The sequence below is a fragment of the Brachybacterium huguangmaarense genome (genome assembly GCF_025725725.1).
Classification (GTDB): Bacteria; Actinomycetota; Actinomycetes; order Actinomycetales; family Dermabacteraceae; genus Brachybacterium; species Brachybacterium huguangmaarense.
This window is the reverse complement of sequence record NZ_CP107020.1, coordinates 1,105,985-1,129,889: the sequence shown is the minus strand read 5'-3', so window position 1 is coordinate 1,129,889 and position 23,905 is coordinate 1,105,985. Positions and strand designations below refer to the sequence as shown.

The 23,905-nt window shown below is 74.4% G+C and carries 21 protein-coding genes; 10 read left to right on the top strand and 11 right to left on the bottom strand.

The genetic code is table 11. From position 1 onward, the window contains the following. Positions 1-2: 2 nt before the first annotated feature. Positions 3-1,337: a glycoside hydrolase family 15 protein gene (locus BRM3_RS05010; protein ID WP_263594992.1), complete on the top strand. Its 1,335-nt coding sequence runs from the start codon at positions 3-5 to the stop codon at positions 1,335-1,337. On the opposite strand, the gene BRM3_RS05005 is transcribed toward BRM3_RS05010, so the two are convergent. Together BRM3_RS05005 and BRM3_RS05000 are read right to left on the bottom strand one after the other, a co-directional pair. Beyond that, complete coding sequence (locus BRM3_RS05005; protein WP_318152441.1) at positions 1,267-1,485, bottom strand: YbdD/YjiX family protein; 219 nt, start codon at positions 1,483-1,485, stop codon at positions 1,267-1,269. The two genes, BRM3_RS05010 and BRM3_RS05005, sit on opposite strands and share 71 nt — an antisense overlap. Then, positions 1,482-3,785 (bottom strand): carbon starvation CstA family protein, encoded by a 2,304-nt coding sequence (locus tag BRM3_RS05000; protein WP_263594991.1) that lies wholly within the window; start codon positions 3,783-3,785, stop codon positions 1,482-1,484. The genes BRM3_RS05005 and BRM3_RS05000 overlap by 4 nt, the downstream gene beginning before the upstream one ends. A gap of 155 nt (positions 3,786-3,940) precedes the next feature. Here BRM3_RS05000 and BRM3_RS04995 point away from each other — a divergent pair, with 155 nt between their 5' ends. Further along, positions 3,941-5,638, top strand: a complete 1,698-nt coding sequence (locus BRM3_RS04995) for a sodium:solute symporter family protein (RefSeq protein ID WP_263594990.1) — start codon at positions 3,941-3,943, stop codon at positions 5,636-5,638. Between the two features lie 20 nt (positions 5,639-5,658). Beyond that, positions 5,659-5,970 carry a hypothetical protein gene (locus BRM3_RS04990; protein WP_263594989.1) on the top strand — a complete coding sequence of 104 codons (312 nt, stop codon included), beginning with the start codon at positions 5,659-5,661 and terminating at the stop codon, positions 5,968-5,970. 6 nt (positions 5,971-5,976) lie between these two features. Here the strand turns inward: BRM3_RS04990 and BRM3_RS04985 are convergent, their stop codons facing one another. Then, positions 5,977-6,468, bottom strand: coding sequence for an NUDIX domain-containing protein (locus BRM3_RS04985; protein ID WP_263594988.1), 492 nt, complete (start codon positions 6,466-6,468; stop codon positions 5,977-5,979). Continuing rightward, positions 6,465-6,914: a hypothetical protein gene (locus BRM3_RS04980; protein WP_263594987.1), complete on the bottom strand. Its 450-nt coding sequence runs from the start codon at positions 6,912-6,914 to the stop codon at positions 6,465-6,467. Before BRM3_RS04980 ends, BRM3_RS04985 begins: the two co-directional genes overlap by 4 nt. Before the next feature lie 73 nt (positions 6,915-6,987). Between BRM3_RS04980 and BRM3_RS04975 the strand changes: the two genes are divergently transcribed. The 3 genes from BRM3_RS04975 to BRM3_RS04965 are packed head-to-tail and all read left to right on the top strand — an operon-like array spanning position 6,988 to position 10,810. Then, positions 6,988-7,947, top strand: coding sequence for a DMT family transporter (locus tag BRM3_RS04975; RefSeq protein WP_263594986.1), 960 nt, complete (start codon positions 6,988-6,990; stop codon positions 7,945-7,947). Positions 7,948-7,990: 43 nt separating this feature from the next. Next, positions 7,991-8,947: a sugar-binding transcriptional regulator gene (locus tag BRM3_RS04970; protein WP_263594985.1), complete on the top strand. Its 957-nt coding sequence runs from the start codon at positions 7,991-7,993 to the stop codon at positions 8,945-8,947. A 21-nt stretch (positions 8,948-8,968) separates the two neighbouring features. Continuing rightward, positions 8,969-10,810 (top strand): glycoside hydrolase family 15 protein, encoded by a 1,842-nt coding sequence (locus BRM3_RS04965; RefSeq protein ID WP_263594984.1) that lies wholly within the window; start codon positions 8,969-8,971, stop codon positions 10,808-10,810. Between the two features lie 4 nt (positions 10,811-10,814). Here BRM3_RS04965 and BRM3_RS04960 read toward each other — a convergent pair whose 3' ends face one another. From BRM3_RS04960 to BRM3_RS04945, 4 genes are read right to left on the bottom strand one after another with little or no spacing between them, the layout of a single operon-like run. Continuing rightward, positions 10,815-11,717, bottom strand: coding sequence for an aminotransferase class IV (locus BRM3_RS04960; RefSeq protein WP_263594983.1), 903 nt, complete (start codon positions 11,715-11,717; stop codon positions 10,815-10,817). 1 nt (position 11,718) lies between these two features. Beyond that, positions 11,719-12,516: a hypothetical protein gene (locus tag BRM3_RS04955; RefSeq protein ID WP_263594982.1), complete on the bottom strand. Its 798-nt coding sequence runs from the start codon at positions 12,514-12,516 to the stop codon at positions 11,719-11,721. 31 nt (positions 12,517-12,547) lie between these two features. Then, positions 12,548-13,798: a GHMP family kinase ATP-binding protein gene (locus BRM3_RS04950; RefSeq protein ID WP_263594981.1), complete on the bottom strand. Its 1,251-nt coding sequence runs from the start codon at positions 13,796-13,798 to the stop codon at positions 12,548-12,550. Then, complete coding sequence (locus tag BRM3_RS04945) at positions 13,795-14,628, bottom strand: nucleotidyltransferase family protein (RefSeq protein WP_263594980.1); 834 nt, start codon at positions 14,626-14,628, stop codon at positions 13,795-13,797. The genes BRM3_RS04950 and BRM3_RS04945 overlap by 4 nt, the downstream gene beginning before the upstream one ends. Positions 14,629-14,759: 131 nt before the next feature. Between BRM3_RS04945 and BRM3_RS04940 the strand changes: the two genes are divergently transcribed. Beyond that, on the top strand, positions 14,760-16,238 hold the full coding sequence (locus BRM3_RS04940) for a glutamate--cysteine ligase family protein (protein ID WP_263594979.1): 1,479 nt from the start codon (positions 14,760-14,762) through the stop codon (positions 16,236-16,238). A 72-nt stretch (positions 16,239-16,310) separates the two neighbouring features. After that, positions 16,311-17,348 (top strand): bile acid:sodium symporter family protein, encoded by a 1,038-nt coding sequence (locus tag BRM3_RS04935; RefSeq protein ID WP_263594978.1) that lies wholly within the window; start codon positions 16,311-16,313, stop codon positions 17,346-17,348. Here the strand turns inward: BRM3_RS04935 and BRM3_RS04930 are convergent. Both BRM3_RS04930 and BRM3_RS04925 read right to left on the bottom strand, forming a co-directional pair. Next, entirely contained in the window at positions 17,332-18,387 is a 1,056-nt protein-coding gene (locus BRM3_RS04930) for a WXG100 family type VII secretion target (protein ID WP_263594977.1), read from the bottom strand. The two genes, BRM3_RS04935 and BRM3_RS04930, sit on opposite strands and share 17 nt — an antisense overlap. 612 nt (positions 18,388-18,999) lie before the next feature. Further along, on the bottom strand, positions 19,000-19,785 hold the full coding sequence (locus tag BRM3_RS04925) for a hypothetical protein (protein WP_263594976.1): 786 nt from the start codon (positions 19,783-19,785) through the stop codon (positions 19,000-19,002). A 104-nt stretch (positions 19,786-19,889) separates the two neighbouring features. Here BRM3_RS04925 and BRM3_RS04920 point away from each other — a divergent pair, with 104 nt between their 5' ends. Beyond that, the gene (locus BRM3_RS04920; RefSeq protein ID WP_263594975.1) at positions 19,890-20,435 is read left to right on the top strand and encodes a hypothetical protein; all 546 of its coding nucleotides are present in this window, start codon (positions 19,890-19,892) and stop codon (positions 20,433-20,435) included. Positions 20,436-20,442: 7 nt separating this feature from the next. Continuing rightward, positions 20,443-23,010 (top strand): ATP-dependent helicase HrpB, encoded by a 2,568-nt coding sequence (hrpB, locus tag BRM3_RS04915; RefSeq protein WP_263594974.1) that lies wholly within the window; start codon positions 20,443-20,445, stop codon positions 23,008-23,010. 186 nt (positions 23,011-23,196) lie between these two features. Here the strand turns inward: hrpB and BRM3_RS04910 are convergent, their stop codons facing one another. Then, on the bottom strand, positions 23,197-23,823 hold the full coding sequence (locus tag BRM3_RS04910; protein WP_263594973.1) for a GOLPH3/VPS74 family protein: 627 nt from the start codon (positions 23,821-23,823) through the stop codon (positions 23,197-23,199). Between the last annotated feature and the right edge of the window lie 82 nt (positions 23,824-23,905).

The window sequence follows — 23,905 nt, the reverse complement described above, 5'->3', positions numbered from 1 at the left end:
CCATGTCCTCCCCGTCGCGCCGCCGGGTGCTGCGCACCGCGCTCGGGATCGGCGGTGCCGCCGTCGTCGCGACGACCGCGGCCGCGGACCCCGACCGGGAGCACTGGGCGCTCGACTCCCTGTGGACCGAGACGGCCGTGCTCACCGCGCCCGGCCGGCGCGTCGCCGTGACGCCGGGCTCCGCGGGCGCGATCCCGGGCACCCGGATCGCCATCGACGCCGAACCGCTCGCGGCCCTCGAGGACGACGAGCGCGCCGTGCGCGAGGCCGTCGAGGCCGCGGCCGCCGCGCACGACCTCGCCCCCGCCCGCCACGACCTGCTGCTGGGCGCCGCACTCGACCTGCACGTGCTCTCCGCGGGGCTCGCCGCGCCCGTCGCCGCGTGGTCGAGGGGCTGGTGGTTCGTCTGGCCGCGCGACAGCGCCCACGTGGCCCTCGCGTTCGCCCGGCTCGGCCTCACGGATCGGGCCGCCGGCATCGTGCGGGAGCTCGCGCGGCTGTGCGGGCCCGACGGCTGGTTCGAGGCGCGCTACGTGCCCGGCACGACCACCCCGCCCGACGCCCGACGCCGCCAGCTCGACGGGACCGGCTGGTACCTGTGGGCGCTCGACGAGGTCGCCGCGGCCGAGCCCGCCCTGCGCGAGGAGGACGCGGTCGCCCTCGCCGCCCGGCGCTGCACGACGCTCCTGCTCGAGCTCACGAACGGCGCGACCCCGATGCCGCCCGCCTCGCCCGACTACTGGGAGCGGAACGAGGCCCGCCCGACGATCGCGACGTGCGCGCTCGTCGCGGTCGGGCTCGAGCGCGGCGCCCGCCAGGCCGAGGCGACCGGCGACGAGGCCCTCGCCGCGCGGGCCCGGGAGCGGGCCCGCGAGCTGCGCGCCCTCGTGCGGAGCCGCTTCGGCCCCACCGGCTACTCCCGCTACGCCGGGCGCGCGGGGGCGGACGCGGGCATGCTCTTCCTGCTGCCGCCGTACGCGCTCGAGGACGACCCGGACGTGCGGAGCCACCTCGACGCGGCGCGGACGGCGATGGCGCGTCCGGCCGGCGGGGTCGCGCCGGGAGCGCTGTGGCGTCGCGACGGGATCACCTGGACACCGCAGACGGCGATGTTCGCGCAGGCCACCGGGGCGGCAGAGCTCCTGGACTGGCTCGCCGGCCACCGCACTGCGAGCGGGTCGCTCCCGGAGAAGGTGATCGCGACGGGACGTCCCGCCGCGGTCGCGCCGCTCGCGTGGACCGCCGCGCTCGTGGCCTCGGCCCTGCTCAGCAGCAGCGTCCCTCCGGACGCCGCCCCTGCTCGTCGTACCGGCGCCGCCAGAACTCCCGCTCGCTGAGGGGCTCGTGCCGGCACCCGGTCACGGCGTGATGGTGCAGGTAGACGTCATAGGCGTCGGAGCCGAGGATCCCGCGCGCGACACGACGGATCTCGCGCAGCACCGCCGGCAGGCGGCGCCCGGTCGCGGCGAGCACCCCCGCGCTCATCCGTGGTGCCCCGCGGACTCGAGGTCCTTCTCGGGATGACGGTCCAGCCACTGCCGCCACCGCGCGCCGAGCTCCTTCTCCGCCGGGGTCGCGACCATGCCGCTCGGGGCGAACAGCTCCGAGGCGTGCCGCGGCTCCTCCGTGTCGATCAGGTTGACGCCGCGCAGCGCCTGCAGGGCGCGCCACAGCGACACGAGCAGCACGATGATCGTGCACACGACGAACAGGATCGACAGCGATCCCTGCACGAAGGTGTTGAACACGACCGCCTGCATGTCGTCGACCGTGGTGGCGAGCCCGAGCTCGGTCTTGCCGGCGGCGAGCGCGTCGCGATAGGCGACGTGGTTGGCCCAGTAGCCCACCTTCGGGTCAGACGAGAAGATCTTCTGGTACGAGCCGGTGATGGTGACCGCCGCCGTGAAGACGAGCGGCACGGCGATGATGAGCAGGCTCCAGCGTCGGCCCTTGCGCGCGAAGACCACGAGGCAGATCGCGAGCGCGATCGCGGCGAGCAGCTGGTTGGCGATGCCGAACAGGGGGAACAGCGTGTTGATCCCGCCCAGGGGGTCGAGCACGCCCATCAGCAGGATCGATCCCCACCCGGCGACCATGAGGGCGGTCGTGATCCACGCGCCGATGCGCCACGACGGGTCGCGGAAGCGCCGGTTCACCCCGCCCAGCAGGTCGGCGAGCATGAAGCGGGCCACGCGGGTCCCGGCGTCCACGCTCGTGAGGATGAACAGCGCCTCGAACATGATCGCGAAGTGGTACCAGAACGCCATCATGCCGGGCCCGCCCGCGAGCTTGTGCATGATCCCGGCGAGCCCCACCGCGAGGGTCGGCGCGCCGCCCGTGCGCGAGACGATCGACTCCTCGCCGACGTCCCGCGCCGTCTGCTCGATCGTCGCGGCGTCGACGTCCACGCCGGTCAGGCCGAGCGAGCTCACGAACTGCGCCGCACCCTCGGCGGTCCCGCCCGTCGCGGTCGCGGCCGAGTTCATCGCGAAGTAGATGCCGCGGTCGATCGACACCGCCGCGACGAGCGCCATGATCGCCACGAACGACTCCATGAGCATGCCGCCGTAGCCGATCATGCGCATCTGCGATTCCTTCTCGACGAGCTTGGGCGTCGTGCCCGAGCCGATCATCGCGTGGAACCCGGAGAGGGCGCCGCACGCGATCGTCACGAAGAGGAACGGGAACAGCGCGCCGGTGAACACGGGGCCGTCGGTGCGTGAGGCGAACTCCGAGACCGCGGGCGAGGTGATGACGGGCCGCACCACGACGATCGCGATGGCGAGCATGACGATCGTGCCGATCTTCATGAAGGTCGACAGGTAGTCGCGCGGGGCGAGCAGCACCCACACCGGCAGCACGGCGGCGACGAAGCCATAGACGATGATGATGCCGGCCAGCACGGGACGGTCCAGGTGGAACAGCGCCTGGCCCCAGTCGGTCTGGGACACCCAGCGGCCCGAGACGATCGCGAGCAGCAGCAGGACCACCCCGATGGCCGACACCTCGAACACCTTGCCGGGCCGCAGGTAGCGCAGGTAGACACCCATGAGCACGGCGATCGGGATGGTCAGACCCACGCTGTAGACGCCCCACGCGCTCTCGCCCAGCGAGTTGACCACGACCATGGCGAGGATCGCGATGATGATGAGCATGATCGAGAGGGTCGCGATGAACGCCGCGATCCCGCCGACCAGCCCCAGCTCGTCGCGGGCCATCTTGCCGAGCGACCGCCCGTGGCGACGGGTCGAGATGACGAGCACGAGGAAGTCCTGGACCGCGCCCGCGAAGATGACGCCGAGGATGATCCAGATGGTGCCGGGCAGGTACCCCATCTGCGCGGCGAGCACGGGCCCCACGAGCGGCCCGGCGCCCGCGATCGCGGCGAAGTGGTGGCCGAACAGGATGCGCCGGTCGGTCGGCACGTAGTCCTTGCCGTCGTACGCGTACTCGGCGGGGGTCGCGCGCGTGTCGTCGGGCCGGACCAGCCGGTTCTGGACGAAGCGCGAGTAGAAGCGATAGGCGATGAGGTAGCTGCAGACGGCGGCGAAGACGAACCAGACGCCGTTGACCGTCTCGCCGCGGGCGATCGCGACCATGAACCAGCCGACGCCGCCGAGCACGGCGATGACGATCCACAGGGCGATCGTCGGCGGGGTCCAGCGGCGGTCGGAGCGGGGGTCCTCCTCGACCTGGACGGGCGGCGGCGGGTCCTCCTGGACGGCGGCCGCGGAGGAGCCGGCGGAGGAGCCAGCGGAGGAGTCAGGGGGAAGGGACGGGGACACGGTGCCTCCTGGACGGCGGTGGCCGGGGACGCCTCGACCCTAACCCCCGGTCGGGTGGTTCCGTGACCTGCATCGCACCGAGGTGTACGGTTGCGCGTCAGCGGCCTGTCATCCCTAGCCCGGCGGCCGTCCCGTTCCCTTCCCCAGGAGCTGCCATGGTCTCGGTCAGACTCGACGCGCACTGGATCGACTACCTGATCGTCGCGCTGTACTTCGTCTTCGTCCTCGGTGTCGGCTGGTACGCCAAGCGCGGCGTCTCCAACTCGATCGAGTTCTTCCTCTCGGGCCGGTCGCTGCCGGCCTGGGTCACGGGTCTCGCGTTCATCTCGGCCAACCTCGGCGCCGTCGAGGTCATGGGCATGTCCGCGACGGGCGCCCAGTACGGCTTCCCGACCATGAACTACTTCTGGGTCGGCGCGATCCCGGCGATGCTGTTCCTGGGCGTCGTGATGATGCCCTTCTACTACGGCTCGAAGGTGCGCAGCGTCCCGGAGTTCATGCGCATGCGCTTCGGCACGGGCGCCCACCTCGTCAACTCGATCAGCTTCGCCGTGGCCCAGCTGCTCATCGCGGGCGTGAACCTCTCGCTGCTCGCGACGATCGTCAACCGCCTGCTGGGCTGGCCGATGTGGGTGGGCCTCGTGCTCGCCGCGGCCTTCGTGCTGTTCTACATCACCGTCGGCGGCCTCTCGGCGGCCATCTACAACGAGGTCCTGCAGTTCTTCGTGATCGTCGCGGCGCTGCTGCCGCTGACCCTGATCGGGCTGCACCGCGTAGGCGGCTGGAACGGCCTCAAGGAGCGGGTCGGGGCGGACGGCATGCTCGGCGCCGAGCAGCTGCACACGTGGCCCGGCGAGCAGCTCTCGGGCTTCGCCAACCCCGTGCTGTCGATCATCGGCATCGTGTTCGGCCTGGGGTTCGTGCTGTCCTTCGGCTACTGGACCACCAACTTCGTCGAGGTGCAGCGCGCGATGGCGTCCAAGGACATCACCTCGGCGCGCATGACGCCGATCATCGGGGCGTTCCCCAAGATGTTCGTGCCCTTCATCGTGATCATCCCCGGCATGATCGCGGCCGTCCTGGTCACCGACCTCAAGGAGTTCAAGCAGCTGTCGTTCGCGAAGGACGCGGCGGCGGGAGACATGGGCATCTCCTACAACGACGCCCTGCTCCTGCTCATGCGCGACGTGCTGCCCAACGGCCTGCTGGGCGTCGCGATCGCGGGTCTGCTCGCGGCGTTCATGGCCGGCATGGCCGCGAACATCTCGGCGTTCAACACCGTGGTCAGCTACGACCTGTGGCAGCAGTACGTCCGTAAGGACAAGCCCGACCAGCACTACATCCGTGTCGGCCGCATCGCGACGGCCGCGGCGTGCGTGATCGCGATCTTCACGGCGCTCATCGCGGCCTCGTTCTCGAACCTGATGGACTACCTGCAGACCCTGTTCGGGTTCTTCAACGCGCCGCTGTTCGCGACGTTCATCCTCGGCATGTTCTGGAAGCGCATGACCCCGGCGGCCGGCTGGACCGGCCTGGTCGCGGGCACCGTCTCGGCGATGGTGCTGTGGGGCGGGTCGACGTTCGGCCACTGGTTCGATCTCGGCGCCGGCCAGGGCCTCGCCTTCCTGTCGGCGGCGACGGCCTTCGTGGTCGACATCGTCGTCTCCGTCCTCGTCACGCTCCGCACGCGGCCCAAGCCCGTCCATGAGCTCAAGGGTCTCGTGTACTCCGAGACCCCGCAGGCCGATCTCGTCGACCCCGACGAGAAGCAGCTGCCGATCTACGGGCGTCCCGTGCCGATGGCGCTGCTCGCCCTCGGCCTCGTCATCGTCCTGAACGTCCTGTTCGCCTGAGCCGTCCGAAGGAGGCCACCATGAGCACACCAGCATCCGACGCTCCCCAGGAGGCGCACGTCGAGTCCGCGGGCGCCTTCGACATCCGCACCTTCATCGGCACCCTGATCGGGCTGTTCGGGCTCCTCGTCCTCGCGATGGGGATCTTCGACTTCACCGACGCCGAGTCCGCGAAGACCGGCGGCATCAACGCCAACCTGTGGGCCGGCATCGTGATGGTCGTCGTCGGCGTCGCCTTCATCGTGTGGGCCCGTGTGAAGCCCATCCGCATCCTGGTCCAGCCCAACGAGCCGGGAGCCGACGAGGACAAGGACCTGTCCGCGGTCGAGTGACGCGGCTCAGAGAGTCCCGAGCCAGGTGGGCCGGCTGCTCGGATCGGCCATGAGCCACGCGGCGACCTCGCGCGGCCGCACGTCGACCTCGTCGAGCCGCTCGACCGGCACCCAGGCCACGCCCACCTGGTGCTCGTCGGGCACGGTGCCCAGGCCCGGCTCCTCGCCGGGTTCGAGACCGCACCAGCGCACGACGTTGAGCTGGTGGAAGGGCTCGATCGAGGCGCCCGTGCGCAGCGCGCGATCGGTCATCATCTCGTAGAGGCACGCGAGGCCGTAGGGCCGCATGCGCGCGCCCGTCTCCTCGAGGCACTCGCGCACGAGCGCCTCGTCCTGCGTCTCCCCGTGGTCCTGGCCGCCGCCCGGCAGGTCGTAGACGTCGCCCTCGGCGGTGCGGTAGTGGTTCAGGAGGATCGCACCGTCGCGCACGACGGCCGCCCGCACCCCGACCCGCGGGGGCCGGTGCACGGGCGAGGCGTCGCTGCCGTCGTCGGTCACGAGGCGGAGGGGCCGCCCGCGAGCGGGTCCTCGCCCTCGACGTCGCCCGCCAGACCGGCGGCGTCGCCGTCGATGTCGAGGCCCGCGGCCAGGCGCTCCTCGTCGAGGGGCTCGTCCCCGGCCTCGACGACGTCGACGTCCTCGTCGTCGCCGCCGAGCTCGGCGACCTCCTCGGCGTCGTCGCCCTCGGACACCATCTCGTCCTCGTCGCGGTTGCCCTGCTCGGCCGCGGCGCTCTCGTCGACGCCCTGGGCGTCCTCGAGGTCGCCGTAGCGGTCCAGCCCGTCCTCGTCGTCGTGGAAGCGGTCCTCCTCGAGGATCGTGTCGGCGCCTTCGACGCCCTGCCCGATCGGGCCGTCGGCGCCGGGCTCGATGCGATCGAGATCCTCGGGGTTGTCGGGCTCGTCGATGTTCGCGGATCCGTTCACGGTCTCGTCGGCGGGCATGCCGCACCTCCTGTGTCATCGGTATCGGACTCCCCGAGTCTACGGACTCCCGCCCCCGTTACAGTGGTCGCCCGTGACCCGCCCCGCCTCCTCCCACCACGCACCCCTCTGGGCGCTGCCGGCCGCCATGGTCGGCGGCGTGCTCGGCGCGGTGCAGTCGCGCATCAACTCCCGCCTGGGCACGGACCTCCACGACGGCTTCACGGCCGCCGCGATCTCGTTCGGCACCGGCCTCGTGCTGCTCGCGGTCATCGCGGCCTGCTCGCGTCCCCTGCGACGCGACACGGCGGCCTTCTGGCGCGACCTCCGTGCCGGGGACTTCCCGATCCCGCTCGCCCTGGGGGGCCTCGGCGGTGCGATGTTCGTGCTGGGCCAGGGCCTCTCGGTGGCGCTGATCGGGGTGGCGCTGTTCATCGTGTTCGTCGTCGCGGGCCAGACCGTCACGGGCCTCGTGGTCGACCGGGCGGGTCTCGGGCCCGGTGGCGCTCGGCCCCTCACGGTGCGGCGCCTCGTCGGTGCCGCGCTCATGGTCGTGGCGGTCGCGCTCGCGATGTCCGGCGGCGTCTCGGCCTCGGCGCCCTGGTACGCGCTCGCCCTGCCGATGGTCGCGGGCATCGCGATGGGGCTCCAGCAGGCGGTCAACGGCCGGGTCTCGCAGCACGCCGGGAGCCCGTGGGTCGCGACCGCCGCCAACTTCGTGGTCGGCACGGCCGCCCTCGTGGCCGGAGCGCTCGTGCACGCGCTCGTGACCGGGCACGTCCCCGGCCCGCTGCCCACGAACCCTCTGCTCTACCTGGGCGGGGTCATCGGGGTCGCCTTCATCGCGATGGCCGCGCGTCTCGCGCACCCGCTCGGCGTGCTGACCCTCGCGATGGCCACGATCGCGGGCCAGATCGTCGGCTCGGTGGCCCTCGACGCGGCCGCGCCGGGCACCGGCGGCACGCTGCACGCGGCGACCGTGGCGGGCGCGGCGCTCACCCTCGTCGCGGCGTGCGTGACCGCGGGGGTCGGGTCCCGGCGCCGGACCCGCTGACACTAGGCTGGTTCGACGGCCGCAGGCCGCGGAAGGAGGGCCCATGCCCGCTGCGCGCGACACCGCGACCGTGGTCCAGGCGGCACGGCTGTACTACGACGAGGGCCTGTCCCAGTCCGAGGTGGCCCGCGAGCTCGGGCTCTCGCGCTCGAACGTGTCGAGGATCCTCACCCGGGCGCGCGAGCGCGGCATCGTCGAGATCACGATCCACGACCCCGACGCTCCGCCCGTGCGCGACCCAGCCCTCGAGACGGCGATCGAGGTGGCGTTCTCCGTGAGCTGCGCGGTCGTGGTCGCCGCGGGCCGCGCGAGCGGGCTCGACGCCGCCGCCCGGGCCGCCGCGGCGCTCGTGCACGATCGCGCGCCCGCGGTCCGCTCGATCGGCGTCTCGTGGGGGCAGACGGTCCAGCGCACCGTCGCGCAGCTCGAGCCGCAGCGCCTGCGTCCCGCACCGCGCGTGCTGCCGCTCGTCGGCGGTCTCAGCATGCTCGACCAGACGGAGTCGGGCGACTCGGTCCAGCGTCTCCTGGCAGCACGGCTCGGGGCACGGCCGGAGCCGCTGTTCGCCCCTGCCCTGGTCGAGTCGGCCGCCGCCTCGGCCACACTGCAACGCGAGCCCTCGATCGCTCGCGTGCTCGCGGCCGCCGCCGGGGTCGAGCTCGCGCTCGTGGGGATCGGCTCGATGGGCCTGCACTCCTCGCCGCATCTGCTCGAGGGGATGGGGCTCACCGAGGCCGAGAGCGACCGGGTCCGCGCCCAGGAAGGCGCCGGCGACGTGTGCGGACGCTTCGTGGACGCGCACGGCGCTCCGCTCGGGCCACCGACGTCCGAGCGGGTGATCGCCGTGACGCTCGAGCAGCTGGCCCGCATCCCCGAAGTCGTCGGCGTCGCCGCCGGCGCCGAGAAGGCCCCCGGCGTGCGCGGGGTCCTGCGCACCGGCGTGCTCGACACGGTCGTGCTCGACGCCGCCCTCGCGCGCGCCGTCCTCGCGAGAGCCTGAGCAGGAGCACAATCGGGGGACATGAGCGCCCCCGCCCCGACCGCGACGCCGATCGCGGACCATGCCCTGCTGTCGGACCAGCGCACCGCCGCGCTCGTGACGCGCGAGGGCACGGTCGACTTCCTGTGCATGCCGCGCGTCGACTCCGCGGCGCTGCTGTGCTCCCTGCTCGGTGACGAGGACAACGGGCACTGGAGCCTCGCGATCGCGGACGGCGTCGTCGCCTCTCGCCGCTACGTCGAGGACACGATGGTGCTCGAGACGCACTGGACCTCCCCCACCGGCACGGCCGTCGTGACCGACCTGCTCGTGGCCGCGGGCTCGGCAGCCCCGACAGCAGAGCACGCCGACGACGTCACCGACCGCGCCGACCTCGTGCGCCACGTGCGCTGCACGGCGGGCACCGTCGAGGTGGTCCAGCGCCTGCGCATCCGCTTCGACTACGGGGCGACGATCCCGTGGCTGCGCACGTGCACCGACACCGAGGGCGCACCCGTGCTCTCGGCCGTCGCGGGCTCCGAGGCCATCGCCCTCCACGGTCCGGCGCTCGCCCCCGAGGGCTTCTCCCACGCGGGGCGCCATCGCCTCGCCGCCGACGAGCACACGGCATGGGCCCTGACCTGGCACCCCTCGTGGGCACCGATCCCCGTCGCGCCCGATGTCGAGGCCGCGCTCACGGACACCGTCGAGGTCTGGCGCGACTGGCTGGGCGGCGTCGACGTGCACGACCGCTTCGCGGAGCCCGTGCGGCGCTCGCTGCTCGTGCTCGCGGCGCTCACCCACCGCCGCACGGGAGGGATCGTCGCCGCGCCCACGACCTCCCTGCCCGAGGACTTCGGCGGCGAGCGCAACTGGGACTACCGTTTCTGCTGGCTGCGTGACGCGGCCCTGTCGCTCGAGGCGCTGCTCGCGCACGGGCACGTCGACGCGGCGCGGCGCTGGCGCGACTGGCTGCTGCGGGCGATCGCCGGGGACCCGCGCCGCATGCAGATCATGTACCGCGTCGGCGGGGAGCGGTACCTCGCCGAGCACGAGCTCGACCACCTCGCCGGGTACGCCGGGTCACGGCCCGTACGGATCGGCAACGGAGCCGTCACCCAGTTCCAGGGCGACGTCGTGGGCGAGGTGATGATGGCGCTCGCGGACCTGCGCGCACAGGGTGTCGACGAGGACGAGTGGTCCTGGCCGCTCCAGCGCCAGCTGCTCGACTTCGCGGCCGAACACGTCGACGACCGCGACCAGGGGCTGTGGGAGATGCGCGGCGATCCGCAGTACTTCACGCATTCGCGCGTCATGGTCTGGGCGGCCTTCGACCGCGGCATCGACGCGGTCGAGCGGCACGGCCTGACCGCCGACGACGCGACCGTGACCCGCTGGCGCTCGCTGCGCTCCCGTCTGCGCGCGGAGATCCTCGAACGGGGCACGGACGCGTCGGGGGCCTTCGTCCAGGCCTACGACGGCACCGAGGTCGACGCGGCGCTCCTGCAGATCCCCCGGACGGGGTTCTGCGCGCCCGACGACCCGCACATGCTCGCGACCGTCGCACGGATCGAGCACGAGCTGATGACACCCGAGGGCCTCGTCCTGCGGTATCGGCCGCTGGGCCAGGACGGCGTCGCCGGGCCCGAGCAGTCCTTCCTCGTGTGCTGCTTCTGGCTCGTCATGCAGTATGCGGGCTCGGGGCGCGACGCGGACGCGCGGGCCCTCATGGAGCGCGTGCTCGCGTGCGGCAACGACCTGCTGCTCTTCTCCGAGGAGTACGACGGGGCGCACGGCGAGATGGCGGGCAACTTCCCGCAGGCCTTCAGCCATCTCGGGCTGATCCAGGCCGTCGACGCGCTCACCCGCCCACCCCGGCGATAGCGCGTCAGGCGCGACCGGAGATGAGGTCGCTCAGGCGCTCGGACAGGGCGTGGTCGACCGTGAGCGGCACGTCGTCGAGGTGCGTGATCGGGGCGGCGAGACGGCCGCTCGCGATCAGCCACGCGCCGTCCGCGGCGACGATCTGCGCGGGCGTCAGCAGCTCCTCGGTGCAGACGCAGCCCTCGGCCCGCAGGGCGGCGAAGACCGTGCCGAGGCTCGTGCCGGGGAGCACGCCCGCCTCCACGGGGGTCGTCGTGAAGGTGTCGCCGCGGCGCACGAGCAGCGTCGAGGTGGGCCCCTCGAGCGCGTAGCCCTCGGAGGAGACGAACAGGACGTCCTGGGCGCCCCGGCGCTCGGCCTCGCGCAGACCGGCCATGTTGACGGCGTAGCTGAGGGACTTCGCGCCCGCGAGCAGCCACGGGCTCGTCGCGGGGGCCGTCGTCGGGATCCCCCGGTCGAGCGCGACCACGCGGATGCCGCGGCGCGGCGCGGAGTAGTCGGGCGAGGCCTTGGCGTGGATCCAGGCGGTGGGCCGCGCGGCGCCCGGGGCGCCCGCCTCGGGGCCCGGGGTCACGAAGATCCGCACGAGCATCTCGCCGACCGCCTCGTGGGCCGCGATCGCGGCGTGCACGGCGCGTTCGAGCACGCCCAGGTCGAGGGCGCCCATGTCCTCCATGTCGGCCGTGCGCTGGAGCCGCGCGAGGTGCTCGGCGAGGGCCATGGGCCGCCCGTCGAACACGCCGATGGTCTCGAAGGCCCCCTCGCCGCGCACGATCCCGAGGTCGGTCACGAGCAGCTGCGGGGCGGCGGGGTCGGCCAGGACGAAGGGCTCCTCGCCCGGGGCGCTGGTGCCGGCGACCCCCGGCACGAGGACGAGCACGGGGCTCGGAGCGGGAACGGCGGTCATGTCAGTCCTCCTCGACGACGGCGACGACCTGGCCCCCGTGGGCCCAGGCCAGATGATGGTCCAGCGGATCGCCGGGCAGCTCGGCGTCCATCACGTCGACGGTCGCGTCGAGCGGGGCGTCGCGCAGATCGGCCACGGCGATCGTGCCCGCGGGCAGGCCCTCGGGCACGGAGCCGGGCGCGACGGGCACGACCGGCACGCTCACGCGCTCGGGCAGGGTGCCCAGGACGGTGCGCAGCAGATGCGCCTCCATGAGCTCCTCGGCGGCCTCGGCCCGGTCCGCCTCGGACGCGTCCGCGCGGCGCTCGACCTCGGCGTCCAGCTCGTCGAGGCTCGCGGTCAGGGCGTCGGCCCAGCGCTCGAGGAAGGCCCCGAGGTCGCGCGCGGCGAGCGTGAGCGAGAGGTCCTCGCCGATCCCGTAGACGGCGCCCGGGGTGCCGTCGCCCGCGATCGTGAGCACGACGGCGACGTCGCTGCCCTCGTACAGCGGGTAGTACGTGGTCGCGTCGCCGAGCAGCGTGTAGGGGCCCAGCTCGGTGCGCTCGTCGACGAGCAGGTCGAGCCGGACGCGTCCGCGCAGCTCGATCCCGCCGAACTCCTCGAGCACCTGCTCGAGGGCGGGCGGCGGATCGGCGGCCTCGTCCGCCTCGCCCTCGTCGTCGACGAGGGCCGGCAGCAGCACGACGTCGTCGCCGTGGCGCAGGGCGAGGGAGGCCAGGCGCTCGAGGACGGGGCGGAGCGGCTCGACCGGCAGGACGTCGGCCTCGGTGGGCCAGGGCAGGCGGTGCGGAGCGGGCATGGGGCCACTCTCGCACAGTCGGGCGCCGGCCTCATACGCGATGCGCGGGCGCCCCCGGTCGGGTCACGAGCCAGGTCGCCGCGTCGCCGACGCCGGGATGGGCGAGCGCGTAGGCGTCGACCCACTCGCGCGCGAAGTCGTCGGCGCCGTCGGCCTCGACCATCGCCCACACGCTCCCGCCGAAGCCGGCCCCGAAGGCGCTCGCGGCATGGGCGCCGTGCTCGCGGGCCAGTGACTGCAGCGCGACGGTCTCGGGCACCTGGTTGCCCAGGGCGGTCTCGGCCTGGTGCTGGGAGAGGTCGACGAGGCGGCCGAACTCGAGCAGGTCGCCGCCCGCGAGCGCGCGCGCCGCCTCCGGGATGATGACCTCGGACTCGAGCACGAACTGGTCGAGGCGGGCCACGAGGGCCGGGTCGTCCGCGACCAGGGCGCGCAGGCGGGCGGTCGCCTCGGGCGAGGAGCGCACCGTGTCTCCGAGGCTCGCGTCGTCGCGCCCGGTGGCGGCGTTCCAGCGTCCGAGCATCTCGCGCGCCGAGCGGGAGATGCGGTTGTAGCGGTCCTTGGCGGCGCCCGTCTTCTCGGCCTGCACGCCCGAGACCGCGACGACGAGCGCCGCGGTCGCGGGGAACGGCACGGCGTCCTCGAGACGGACGGGGCAGAAGGCGTACTGGCGCAGCTCGCCCTCGCCCCCGCACAGCATCGCGGTGTGGTCCTCGCTGCCGCCGAAGGTGCCCACGCCGCGATGACCGGCGAGGGCGCCGTAGGTCTGGCCGTTCTCGACGCAGCCCAGGTACTCGGCGAGCCGCTCGCGGTCCGGTGCCACGGCGCGCAGGCGCTCGTCGTGCGTGATCCCGGCGAGGTCCATGAGGGCCAGCGCGAGGGACACGACGAGGGCCGAGGAGCTCGACATGCCGGCGGCGAGCGGGAGGTCGGAGTCCACCGTCAGGTCGGCGCCGCGCAGCATGCCGGGGAAGTTCGCGTCGAGCCGGTCCACGACGGTCCGCACGTAGGTCGACCAGTGGCCGGCGGGCGCCGCCTCGGCGGCGCCGGTCCCGCGCGCGCCGGGGAGGGCGAGGTCGACCGTCTCGTGCGCGAGGCTCGAGGTGACGCGCACCCGGGCGTCGTCGCGGGCGCGACCGCGCACGGTGTGGCCGCGGTCCACGGCCGCGAGCAGCGAGCGACCCCCCGCGTAGTCGGTGTGCTTGCCGAGCACCTCGATGCGGCCCGGCACGAACCAGGCGACCTCGTCGTGGCGACGGACGGGCAGCGCGGGGGCCGTCACGGACGCACCTCGATGCCCGCGAGGGCGTCACGCACGGCGCCCACGTCGCCGCGCGAGGACATGTCCAGGACACCGGCCTCGACGGGCACGACGGTGAACTCCTCGCCGCCCGCACGCACGAGCACGACGGCGTCGACGATCTCGAGCTCGCCGCGGGGCGAGGGCTCGACGCGTCCGCACGCGTCGAAGATCGCGGGGGTGAACATCCACGCGTTCATCGACACCGGCGCGTCCTCGCCGACGGCGGCGACCTCGTCGTCGCTCGGCTTCTCGAGGAGGCGCGTCAGGCGGCCGTGCTCGTCGGTCTCGATGAGGGCGAAGGCGCGGATGCGGTCGGCGGGGATGTTGGAGCGCTCGACGAGGGCGCGCCGGTCGAAGCCGAGCAGGGCGCTGCCGGGGGCCGCGACCAGGCGGCGCAGGGCCTCGGCCGGGTAGTAGTTGTCGGAGTTCAGCACGACCACCCGCTCGCCCGGGGCGACCTCGCGGGCGGCGGCGACGGCGTCGGCGGTGCCGCGCGGCTGCTCCTGGACGACGGTCGTGACGCGCGTGCGCCCGCCGCTCGTGGCGGCGGCGTACTCGCGCAGCACGTCGTGCTCGGGGCCGATCACGAGGCACACGTCGGTGATGCCCGCGTCGGCGAGGGCCGAGATGACGTAGTCGAGGAACGGCCGCCCGACGTCGATCATCGCCTTGACGCCGGTCGCGGCGATCGCGGCCTGGGCGGGGTCGAGGCCCGCGGCGTCGTCGGGGCGGCGCATCCGGGTCCCGAGTCCGCGCGCGAGGATCACGGCCTGGGTGGGAGGGGCGGAGGCGGGGGTCGGCGCTGGCACGTGGGCAGTGTACGGAAGGCTCGCCTCCCGCGCCGTGGTGGCGGCCGTGTCGCGCGGACAGGCGACGCCGATACACTTCGAGCGCTTCACGCGCGGTGCAGCGCCGCGCGCCCCCTCCCCGAGGAGTCGCCATGGGACGCGAGGTCGGACGCACCGAGTACACGCGCAGCCAGCGCACCCGGTACCGCCGCGAGCTGCGGCGCAACCTGGACATCTTCGAGACCTTCCTCGACCACGCGGAGTTCCGCACTGAGGGCACGATCGGCGTCGAGCTCGAGATGAACCTCGTCGACGACGCCGAGCAGCCGGCGCTCACCTCGACCGCCGTGCTCGAGGCCCTCGACGACCCGGACTACGTGCACGAGATCGGCGCCTTCAACCTCGAGACGAACCTGCCCGTGACCTCCCCGCCGGGGGCCGGGCTGCGCGGTCTCGAGGACGAGCTCGAGCGCCGCATGCGGCGGGCGGAGGACGCCGCCCGCACCCGCGGCGGCCACATCGTCGCGATCGGGCACCTGCCCACCCTCACCGAGGAGCTGCTCGACCATCCGTCGTGGCGCGCTCCCGGGGCCCGCTACGAGGCCCTCGACACGACGATCCTCTATGCGCGCGGCGAGCAGATCCAGCTGACCATCGAGGGCGAGGGCGGCGGCCTCGACGTGCAGTTCGACTCGGTCGCCGCCGAGGCCGCGTGCACCTCGATGCAGCTGCATCTGCAGGTGCCGCCGGAGCAGTTCGCGGCCGCCTGGAACGCCGCCCAGTCGATCGCGGGGCCGCAGGTGGCGCTCGGCGCCAACTCGCCGTTCCTGATGGGCCGGCGGCTGTGGCACGAGACCCGCATCCCCACCTTCACCCAGGCGATCGACACCCGGCCGCCCGAGCTCGCGGCCCAGGGCGTGCGCCCCCGCGTGTGGTTCGGCGAACGCTGGATCACCTCGATGTTCGACCTGTTCGAGGAGAACGTGCACTACTTCCCCGCGCTCATCCCCGAGTCGCGGGAGATGGCCGAGGAGCCGCTGCTCACCGAGGGCGCCGCGCCCCGCCTGCACGAGCTGATGCTGCACAACGGGACGGTGTGGCGATGGAACCGCCCGATCTACGATCCCGGCACCGACCTGCCGCACCTGCGGCTCGAGAACCGCCTGCTGCCGAGCGGTCCGACGCCGATCGACATGGCCGCCAACGCCGCGTTCTTCTACGGCATCGTGCGCTTCCTCGTCGACGAGCGGCGGCCGCTGTGGTCACGCCAGTCGTTCGCGAGCGCCCGCGAGACCTTCGAGACGTGCGCGCGGCGCGGCCTCGAGGCACGCGTGCGCTGGCCCCGTCTGGGCACCGTGCCGGTCTCGGACCTGCTCACCGACCAGCTGATCCCGCGGGCCATGCAGGGTCTGCATGATCTGGGGGCCGACGACGACGTGGTCGCGCGCTACGAGTCCGTGCTCATGGGCCGGGCCGCCTCGCGTCGCAGCGGGGCGCGCTGGCAGATCGACACGGTCGCCGCCTTCGAGCGCGGGGGCATGAGCCGGACCGAGGCGCTCACGGCGATGACCCGGGCGTATCGCGAGCGCATGTGGTCGCTGAGCCCCGTGCACGAGTGGCCCGTCGGCTGAGCTCCGCTCGCCGTCACGGCTGAATCGTTCGCGATACGGACTTTTCGTCTCATTGGGCGATATGGTCAGGGCATGTCCTCCCCTGGCTCCACCTCCTCGTCCACCTCCCCCGGCACCGCGGCATCGGCTGCGCGCGTCAAGGAGGATCGGTCGGCCCGCGTGGCCGTGACGATCTTCCCGCTGCTCGTGTTCGCCGCCGCCGCGATCGGCTTCTTCTTCTCCGGGCCCGCGTCCTCGCTCGGCCCCGCCGTGAACCCGCTGCTCGGCGTGATCATGTTCGGCATGGGGCTGACCCTCACCCTGTCCGACTTCGCGCTCGTGGCCCGCCGGCCAGTCCCCGTGCTGATCGGGGTCGTCGCCCAGTACCTGATCATGCCGCTCATCGGCCTGGGCGTCGCCACCCTTCTGCAGCTGCCGCCGGCGCTCGCCGCGGGCGTGATCCTCGTGGGCTGCGCCCCGGGCGGCACCGCCTCGAACGTCGTGTCGTACCTCGCCAAGGCCGACACCGCGCTGTCGGTCGCGATGACGAGCGTCTCGACGCTGCTCGCGCCGCTGCTGACCCCCGTGCTCACCCTGTGGCTCGCGGGCCAGTACATGCCCGTCGAGGGCGGCTCGATGGCGATGTCGATCGTGAAGATCGTGCTGCTGCCCGTGATCGGCGGCCTCGTGATCCGCCTGCTGCTGTCGCGCCTGGTCGACCGGATCCTGCCGGTGCTGCCGTGGATCTCGGTGCTCGCGATCTCGTTCGTCGTCGCCGCGGTCGTCGGCAAGAGCGCCGACCAGGTGGCCGCCGCGGGTGCGCTCGTGCTCGTCGCGGTGATCCTCCACAACGGTCTCGGCTACGCGCTCGGCTACGGCTTCGCGCGTCTGCTGCGCCAGCCCGTGCGCTCGGCCCGCACTGTCTCGATCGAGGTGGGCATGCAGAACTCGGGCCTCGCCGCCGGACTCGCAGCGCAGTACTTCTCCCCCGCCGCGGCCCTGCCGGGCGCGGTGTTCTCGATCTGGCACAACCTGTCCGGTGCGATCCTCGCCGCGCTCTACCGGCGCAGCGACGCGCGCCGGGCGGCCGCCGCGCAGGCCGAGGCGACGGAGGTCAGCGCGTCCGCCTGAGCCTCTCGGCGCCATGGCGCGGGGCCTCGGCCCAGCGCCGCGGCAGCTCGTGCAGGGGGCGCAGGACCGGCGATCTCTCGATCCCCTCGGCCACACGGGCGCCCGCCCGGTCGATCTCGTGCTCGACGACGGACAGGCTCGTGGCGGGGTAGGCCCCGAGCGTCCGGAGGCCGTCGCCGACCGGGCCGCCGACGCGGTCGGCGAGCGGCTCGAGCACGTCGGCGTCGATCCGGGCGGGGGCCTGCATCAGGTATCGCGAGGGGGAGCCGCCCGCGTCCTCGTCGTCGAGTGCGGCGCCCCGCGCGCGTGCCCAGGCGCCGTTCGCACGCCCGGTGACCTGCGCGGACAGCCATCCGATCGGGGCGGCCGGCGTGAACTTGAGGGCGTTGGCCACCTCGTCCGCTCCCGCGAGGCCGTAGCTGACGCCGCCGTCGGCCACGCGGAAGAGGTCGCCGTCCCGCGCACCCTGCGTCGCCTCGTAGATGCCCAGGCGACGGTTGGCGTCGTCCACGACGAGCGCCTCGACCGCACCGAGCAGGCTCGCCTTCCGACGCGCCGTGCCCGAGCTGTGCTCGGCCGCATGCTGGGTGACCTCGTTCCAGAGCCGCTCCGCGCGCCGCCCCTGCTCCTGTCCGAGCGCGTCGCCGAAAAAGCCCCGCGACGGCCCGGGATCGAGCGGCGCCAGCCGGTCCAGGGTCTCCGAGACGGGGTCCGTCTCGTGCGGGGAGGGCCCGAGCACGAGGCGGTCGAGCAGCCGCCCGCCCGGCGCCCGACCCTCGCCCGTCGAGACCGCGTCCTGCTCGTCGGCGTGCGCCGCGAGCGCCCGCGCGTGCTCCCGCCAGGCGGCGGCGAGACGGCGGAGGGGAGCGACGAGACGGGACGCGGCGTCCGCACCGAAGGCCTCGGCGTCGTCCCCCTCCCACCGCGCGGCGCCGAGCGTCGCCTCGATCGTGGCGGCCCGGTGCTCGATCCACGCGGCCGTCCGGGTCATCGTGCGCGCCCGGGCGTGCAGCGCCTCGACATCGCATCCCAGGAACATGGGCCTCTCCTCTCCGGGCCACGCCCAGAACGGCGGGCCGGCTCCGAGCCTGCCCGCCGCGAGGTGTGGAGGTCATGTGGAGGGGGCGCCGGTGGACGACCTCGCCTGCCACGCATCAGCGCAGGTCAGAGCGCGGAGAGGGACGGCGTCGTGGAGGCCGTTCGCCGGCCGGGGACGGTTCCCAGGGAACTGGTAGGTCCAGCACAGCCGAATCCCCGGGTCGCTGGTTTTACTGGTCTCAACGCATCGACGGGAGGCCCGCCCACTGAGGAGGGGGCAGGGCCCACACAGAACCTCGATGCGGGGGAAAGGGATGGCCCCGGCTCGTGGGGACGAGCCGGGGCACTTTTCTGTCCGGGGCCGTCGCCGCCCTCGGCCCGGCTCCCCGCGCACAGCAGATGACCAGCTCCCCCACAGTGGAATCCCGGCTCGACCCGGTTACATGATCTCAACGCATCGACGGGAGGCCCGCCCACTGAGGAGGGGGCAGGGCCCACACAGAACCTCGATGCGGGGGAAAAGGGATGGCCCCGGCTCGTGGGGACGAGCCGGGGCACTTTTCTGTCCCGACCCGTTCCTGCCCCCGCTCGTCGTCCGTCGGGGCGTCGCCGCTCAGTCCGGCGCCGACGCCCGGTCCCGCAGGTCGATGCCGAACACACGGCGGATCTGCGCGACCGCGTGGCGCGTGAAGCGCACGTCCGAGGGGGTCGAGGCGAGCGGCACGAACAGGCCTGGGTGCGCCGGATGGGTCACCCGGCCGTGGACCGAGCCGGGCGTCACCACGAAACCGGCCGCAGTCATGCGCTCGAGCAGCTCGCGGCGGGTGGTCGGGACGCGCGTGCCGGCCCCGCGCCGCGGCGAGCGGCCGGCGGCGAGCTGCGCGATCTCGTCGAGCTGCGTCACCTGCTCGGGCCGTACCGCCATCGCATAGGCGCGCGAGAAGGCACCGATCACGGCGTTGTCGGCACGGCGGACCTGCACCACGAGGTCGCCGCGGCAGAAGTGGTCGGAGACGCCGTTGTCCGAGGTCCAGGCCTCCTCCGGGTCGGCGACCGTCTCGATGAGCCGCTCGCGCTCCACGTCGCGCACCCCGACCGTCCTCAGCTCGCCCTCGTCGAGGCGCAGGGGCCGCGGCGCCGATCGCGGATCATCGGGGCCCAGGGTGTGCAGCGCCTCGGGCGGCGGGGCCGGCAGCGGGCGCGGCAGCGCGACCGTGCGCGCACGGCGCCGAGGCAGCCGGTCGCCGGCGTCCTCCGCGGCCTGCCCTCCGTTCGAGGGCGGGTCGCCGGCAGGCGCCGCGGCGCCCGTCGCGGACCAGTCGACGGGGCGCACCCGCCGTGCGGGATCGGGCCGTCCGCGCAGCGCGGCGGGGCTGGGTCGCTCCGGGACCGGGGCCATGGCCGCTCCTTCCTCCGCTGCGCGCGTTCGCTCGCCCGGGCCGGGCGGCCGGGGCGGTTGCTAGCGTAAGGCGGCCCGCCCGTCCCGCCGTCCAGGAGGCCGCCGTGATCCTCTCGTCCGTGCCCGTCGCCCGTCGTCTCGTCCGTGCCACGACGGGCGCCGCTGCCGTCGCGATCGTGCTCGCCGGGTGCGGCGGCTCGCCCTCCGACTCGGCGACGAGCGCGACCGCGGGCACCACCTCGCAGACCTCCTCCGCCCCGGCCTCGCCCACGTCGCGGACGCCGTCGGCCTCGCCGTCGACCTCCCCGTCGACCTCCCCGGCTGCGGCGGTGCCGATCGCGGCCACGCCGCCCGCCGAGCCCGTCGAGCTCGCCGACGCCTGCACGGCCGAGGGCGCCTACCGTCTCGCCCCCGGCGGCGCCGTGGATCCCGCCCTGCCTGCGCGTGACGGCGCGACCCTCACGCTCGCGCTGACCGGCACCTCCGGCGCCCACGGGGATCCGGCCGCGCAGCTGACCGCCTCGCTCCACGGCGACGTGCCGCGGCCCGTCGAGCCCCTCGCCGTCGGCGACAGCGTCGGGATCGGCGACTGGACCCTGTCGATCACGAGCGTGTGCCCCGACGCCGTCGAGTTCGACCTGCTGGACTGAGCCGCCCATGCCCGCTCACCGCTTCGACCTCGACGCCCTGGGGCGCGGTCTCGTCGTCGCCGAGGCCCGCGCTCGGCTCGAGGAGGCCGCGGCCACGGGCGCGATGGTGGTCACCGCCCCGCCGGGCACGGGCAAGACGACCCTGGTGCCGCCGCTCGTCGCGAACCTCGTGCCCGGGCGCACGCTCCTGACCCAGCCCCGCCGGGTGGCCGTGCGCGCCGCGGCCCGGCGCATCGCCCACCTCGACGGCGGCGAGGTGGGCGGTGCCGTGGGACTGACCGTGCGCGGGGAGCGCCACGTCGGCCCCGGCACCCGGCTCGAGGTGGTGACGCCGGGCGTGCTGCTGCGCCGCCTGCTCACCGACCCCGGCCTCGACGGCGTGGACGCCGTCGTGCTCGACGAGGTGCATGAGCGCTCCCTCGACGTCGACCTGCTGCTGGGCATGCTCGCCGAGGTGCGCACCCTGCGCGAGGACCTGCAGGTCACCGCGATGTCGGCGACGCTCGACGCGGACGCCGTCGCGCGCGTGCTCGGCGGCGGCACACCCGCCCCGATCGTGGACGTGCCCTCGGGTCTGCACCCCCTCGACATCCGCTACGCCGCCCCGCCGGTCGCGCGTCTCGACGAGCGCGGCGTGACCCGCGCCTTCCTCGACCACCTGGCCCGCACGACCGCCGCGGCGCACGCCGCGGCCGGGGACGTCGACGCGCTCGTCTTCGTGCCCGGCGCGCGCGAGGTGGACGAGACCGTGCGGCGCCTGCGCGCCCTCACCGACGTCGACGTGCTGGCCCTCCACGGGCGTCTGGGCGCGCGCGAGCAGGATCGCGCGACGGGCGGGCGCCGCCCGGGCGAGGGCCCGCGGATCGTGGTCTCGACGGCCCTCGCGGAGAGCTCGCTGACCGTGCCCGGCGTGCGCCTCGTGATCGATGCCGGGCTCGCGCGCGAGGTGCGGCGCGACCGCGCCCGCGGCATGACGGGCCTGGTCACCGTGAGCGCCTCGCGCGCGAGCGTCGAGCAGCGCAGCGGCCGCGCCGCCCGCCAGGGGCCCGGCACGGCCGTGCGCGCCTACTCCGAGACCGACCTCGCCCGCATGCGGGCCGCGGCGCCGCCCGAGATCGCCTCGGCCGACCTGACCGACGCGACCCTCGCGCTCGCCTGCTGGGGCACGCCGCGCGCCGAGGGCCTCGCCCTGCTGACCCCTCTCCCTCCGGACGCCGTGTCCGACGCCGAGCAGGTGCTGCGCGCCCTCGGGCTCCTCGACGCCGAGGGCCGCGCGACCGAGGCCGGGCGCCGCGTCTCGACGCTGCCCGTGGGGGTGCGCGAGGCGAGCGCCCTCGTGGCCGGGACCCGCGAGCTGGGATCGCCCACGGTCCCGGCCGAGGTGATCGCGGCCCTGTCCGACGACCACCGGGCCGAGGGCGCCGACCTGTCGTCCCTCGTCGGCGCCCTGCGCCGCGGAAGCGCCCCGGGGGCCGAGCGGTGGCGCCGCGAGGTGCGGCGCCTCGAACGGATCGCCCGTGAGGCGGCCGGCGGCGGGGCCGGCGCCCCTCCCACCGCCGCGGCCCGGGCCCTCCCCGCCGAGCTGCGCACGGGCCTTCTCGTCGCCCTCGCCCGGCCGGACCGGATCGCGCGGCGCACCGCCGAGCACGCACGCACCTATCTGCTGGCCTCGGGCACCCGCGCGGCGCTGCCCGAGGGCTCCCCGCTGCTCGGCCGGCCCTGGCTCGCGATCGCCGAGGTCCAGCGCGCCGAGGGCCGCGCGGCCGACGGCACGGGCGCCGTGATCCGCAGCGCCGCCCCGATCGACGACGAGACCGCGCTGCGGGTGGGCGCGCACCAGCTGCGCGAGGAGCGCACGGCGCGCCTCGACGGCGGCCGCGTGAGCGCACGCCTCGTGCGGCGGCTCGGGGCGATCGTGCTGGCCGACACCCCGGTCCGCGCCGAGGCGGCCGACATGGGCCCGGCGCTCGCCGCGCACGTGCGTGAGCACGGGCTCGGCGCCGTGACCTGGGACGGAGCGGCCGACGCGCTCCGCCGTCGGCTCGCCCTGCTGCACCGGGAGCTCGGGGAGCCGTGGCCGGCGATGGACGACGGGACGCTGCTGGAGCGCCTCGAGACGTGGCTCGGCCCGCGGCTGGCCGCGATGCGGCCGAGCGACCGCCTGGATCGCCTCGACGTGGCCGGTGCCCTGCGGACGCTGCTCCCCTGGCCCGAGGCCGCCCGGCTCGACCAGCTCGTGCCCGAGCGGCTCGGCGTCCCGTCGGGGCGCACGGCCCGGATCGACTATCCGGAGGTCGGGGACCCCGCGGGCCGCCCGCGTGTGGAGGTCAAGCTCCAGGAGTGCTTCGGGCTCGCGGAGACCCCGCGCCTCGTGGACGGGCGCGTGCCGGTCGTGTTCTCGCTCCTGTCCCCCGCACGGCGCCCCCTCGCGATCACCGACGACCTGCGCTCGTTCTGGAGCGGCCCCTATCGCGAGGTGCGCAAGGAGATGCGCGGCCGCTACCCGCGCCACCCCTGGCCCGAGGACCCGTGGTCGGCACCGGCGACGGCGCGCACGACGTCACGACGGCCATGAACGCGGCGGCGGCGCCCTCGATACCCTGCTGGACATGTCTCCGTCGCTGCGCCGCCACCGGGAGTCGGTCGGGGTCCCGACCGCCGCGATCCGCCTGCACGTGCCGTGGTACCTCTGGGTGCTCTTCTGGGGGCTCCCTCCCGGACGAGGTGCCCGGCTGGCCCCGCCCCTGGACCTAGGACGTGCTCACGAGGTCACGGCGGCCATGAGCGTGTCGTAGACACGCCGGACCGCCTGGGCGGCGGGCACGTCGCGTCCCAGGGCGTCGATCCGCTTGTTCATCTCCCAGCGGGAGAGGCCCGGCACGTCGTCCTTGAGGATCCGGTGGGCGTTGCGCTGGGCCCGCAGGATCGCCAGCAGCACCACGTCCTGGTGGGTCGGCTCCCGCTCGCCGCGCAGCACGGCCGCGAGGTCGCGGCGCACCGCCTGCTCGATCGCCGGGTCGCGGGCCGGCCACCGGGTGCCCAGCAGCCCGTGCTGGCGGGTCACGGCGCCCGCCGCGACGAGGTCCTGGCCCACGAGCTCGGTCGCGTCGACGGCGCGCTTGCCGATGATGCTCGAGAGCCTCCGCCCGTCGACCTCCTCGAGACGGGCGAGCACGTGGTCGAGCACCCCGTCGCCGGTCGGGGTCGCGTCGACGACGGTCACGTGCGGGTTGCGGGCGTCGTCGAGCTGCACGCGCCCCCGCTCGACGAGATCGGTGATCGCCCCCGCCACGAGCGACTGGCGACGCACCTGCGTCGCCTCCTGGCGACCGGCGTCGTTGGTCAGCAGCAGGAAGAGGTCGCGCACGATCGTTGTGCTCTGCGTCATACTCCGATGATGCCAAGGCGCCGAGGCACGGCGCAGGGACGTCTACCACTCGGTCGAGCCGGCATCCGCCTCTCCTAGACTC

Coding starts and splice junctions, on each gene's coding strand:
- BRM3_RS04995 (WP_263594990.1), top strand. CDS start 3,941: ATGGTCTCGGTCAGACTCGACGCGCACTGGATCGACTACCTGATCGTC.
- BRM3_RS05005 (WP_318152441.1), bottom strand. CDS start 1,485: ATGAGCGCGGGGGTGCTCGCCGCGACCGGGCGCCGCCTGCCGGCGGTG.
- BRM3_RS04940 (WP_263594979.1), top strand. CDS start 14,760: ATGGGACGCGAGGTCGGACGCACCGAGTACACGCGCAGCCAGCGCACC.
- BRM3_RS04925 (WP_263594976.1), bottom strand. CDS start 19,785: ATGGCCCCGGTCCCGGAGCGACCCAGCCCCGCCGCGCTGCGCGGACGG.
- BRM3_RS04980 (WP_263594987.1), bottom strand. CDS start 6,914: ATGCCCGCCGACGAGACCGTGAACGGATCCGCGAACATCGACGAGCCC.
- BRM3_RS05010 (WP_263594992.1), top strand. CDS start 3: ATGTCCTCCCCGTCGCGCCGCCGGGTGCTGCGCACCGCGCTCGGGATC.
- BRM3_RS04960 (WP_263594983.1), bottom strand. CDS start 11,717: ATGACCGCCGTTCCCGCTCCGAGCCCCGTGCTCGTCCTCGTGCCGGGG.
- BRM3_RS04930 (WP_263594977.1), bottom strand. CDS start 18,387: ATGTTCCTGGGATGCGATGTCGAGGCGCTGCACGCCCGGGCGCGCACG.
- hrpB (WP_263594974.1), top strand. CDS start 20,443: ATGCCCGCTCACCGCTTCGACCTCGACGCCCTGGGGCGCGGTCTCGTC.
- BRM3_RS04970 (WP_263594985.1), top strand. CDS start 7,991: ATGCCCGCTGCGCGCGACACCGCGACCGTGGTCCAGGCGGCACGGCTG.
- BRM3_RS04955 (WP_263594982.1), bottom strand. CDS start 12,516: ATGCCCGCTCCGCACCGCCTGCCCTGGCCCACCGAGGCCGACGTCCTG.
- BRM3_RS04910 (WP_263594973.1), bottom strand. CDS start 23,823: ATGACGCAGAGCACAACGATCGTGCGCGACCTCTTCCTGCTGCTGACC.
- BRM3_RS04935 (WP_263594978.1), top strand. CDS start 16,311: ATGTCCTCCCCTGGCTCCACCTCCTCGTCCACCTCCCCCGGCACCGCG.
- BRM3_RS04990 (WP_263594989.1), top strand. CDS start 5,659: ATGAGCACACCAGCATCCGACGCTCCCCAGGAGGCGCACGTCGAGTCC.
- BRM3_RS04965 (WP_263594984.1), top strand. CDS start 8,969: ATGAGCGCCCCCGCCCCGACCGCGACGCCGATCGCGGACCATGCCCTG.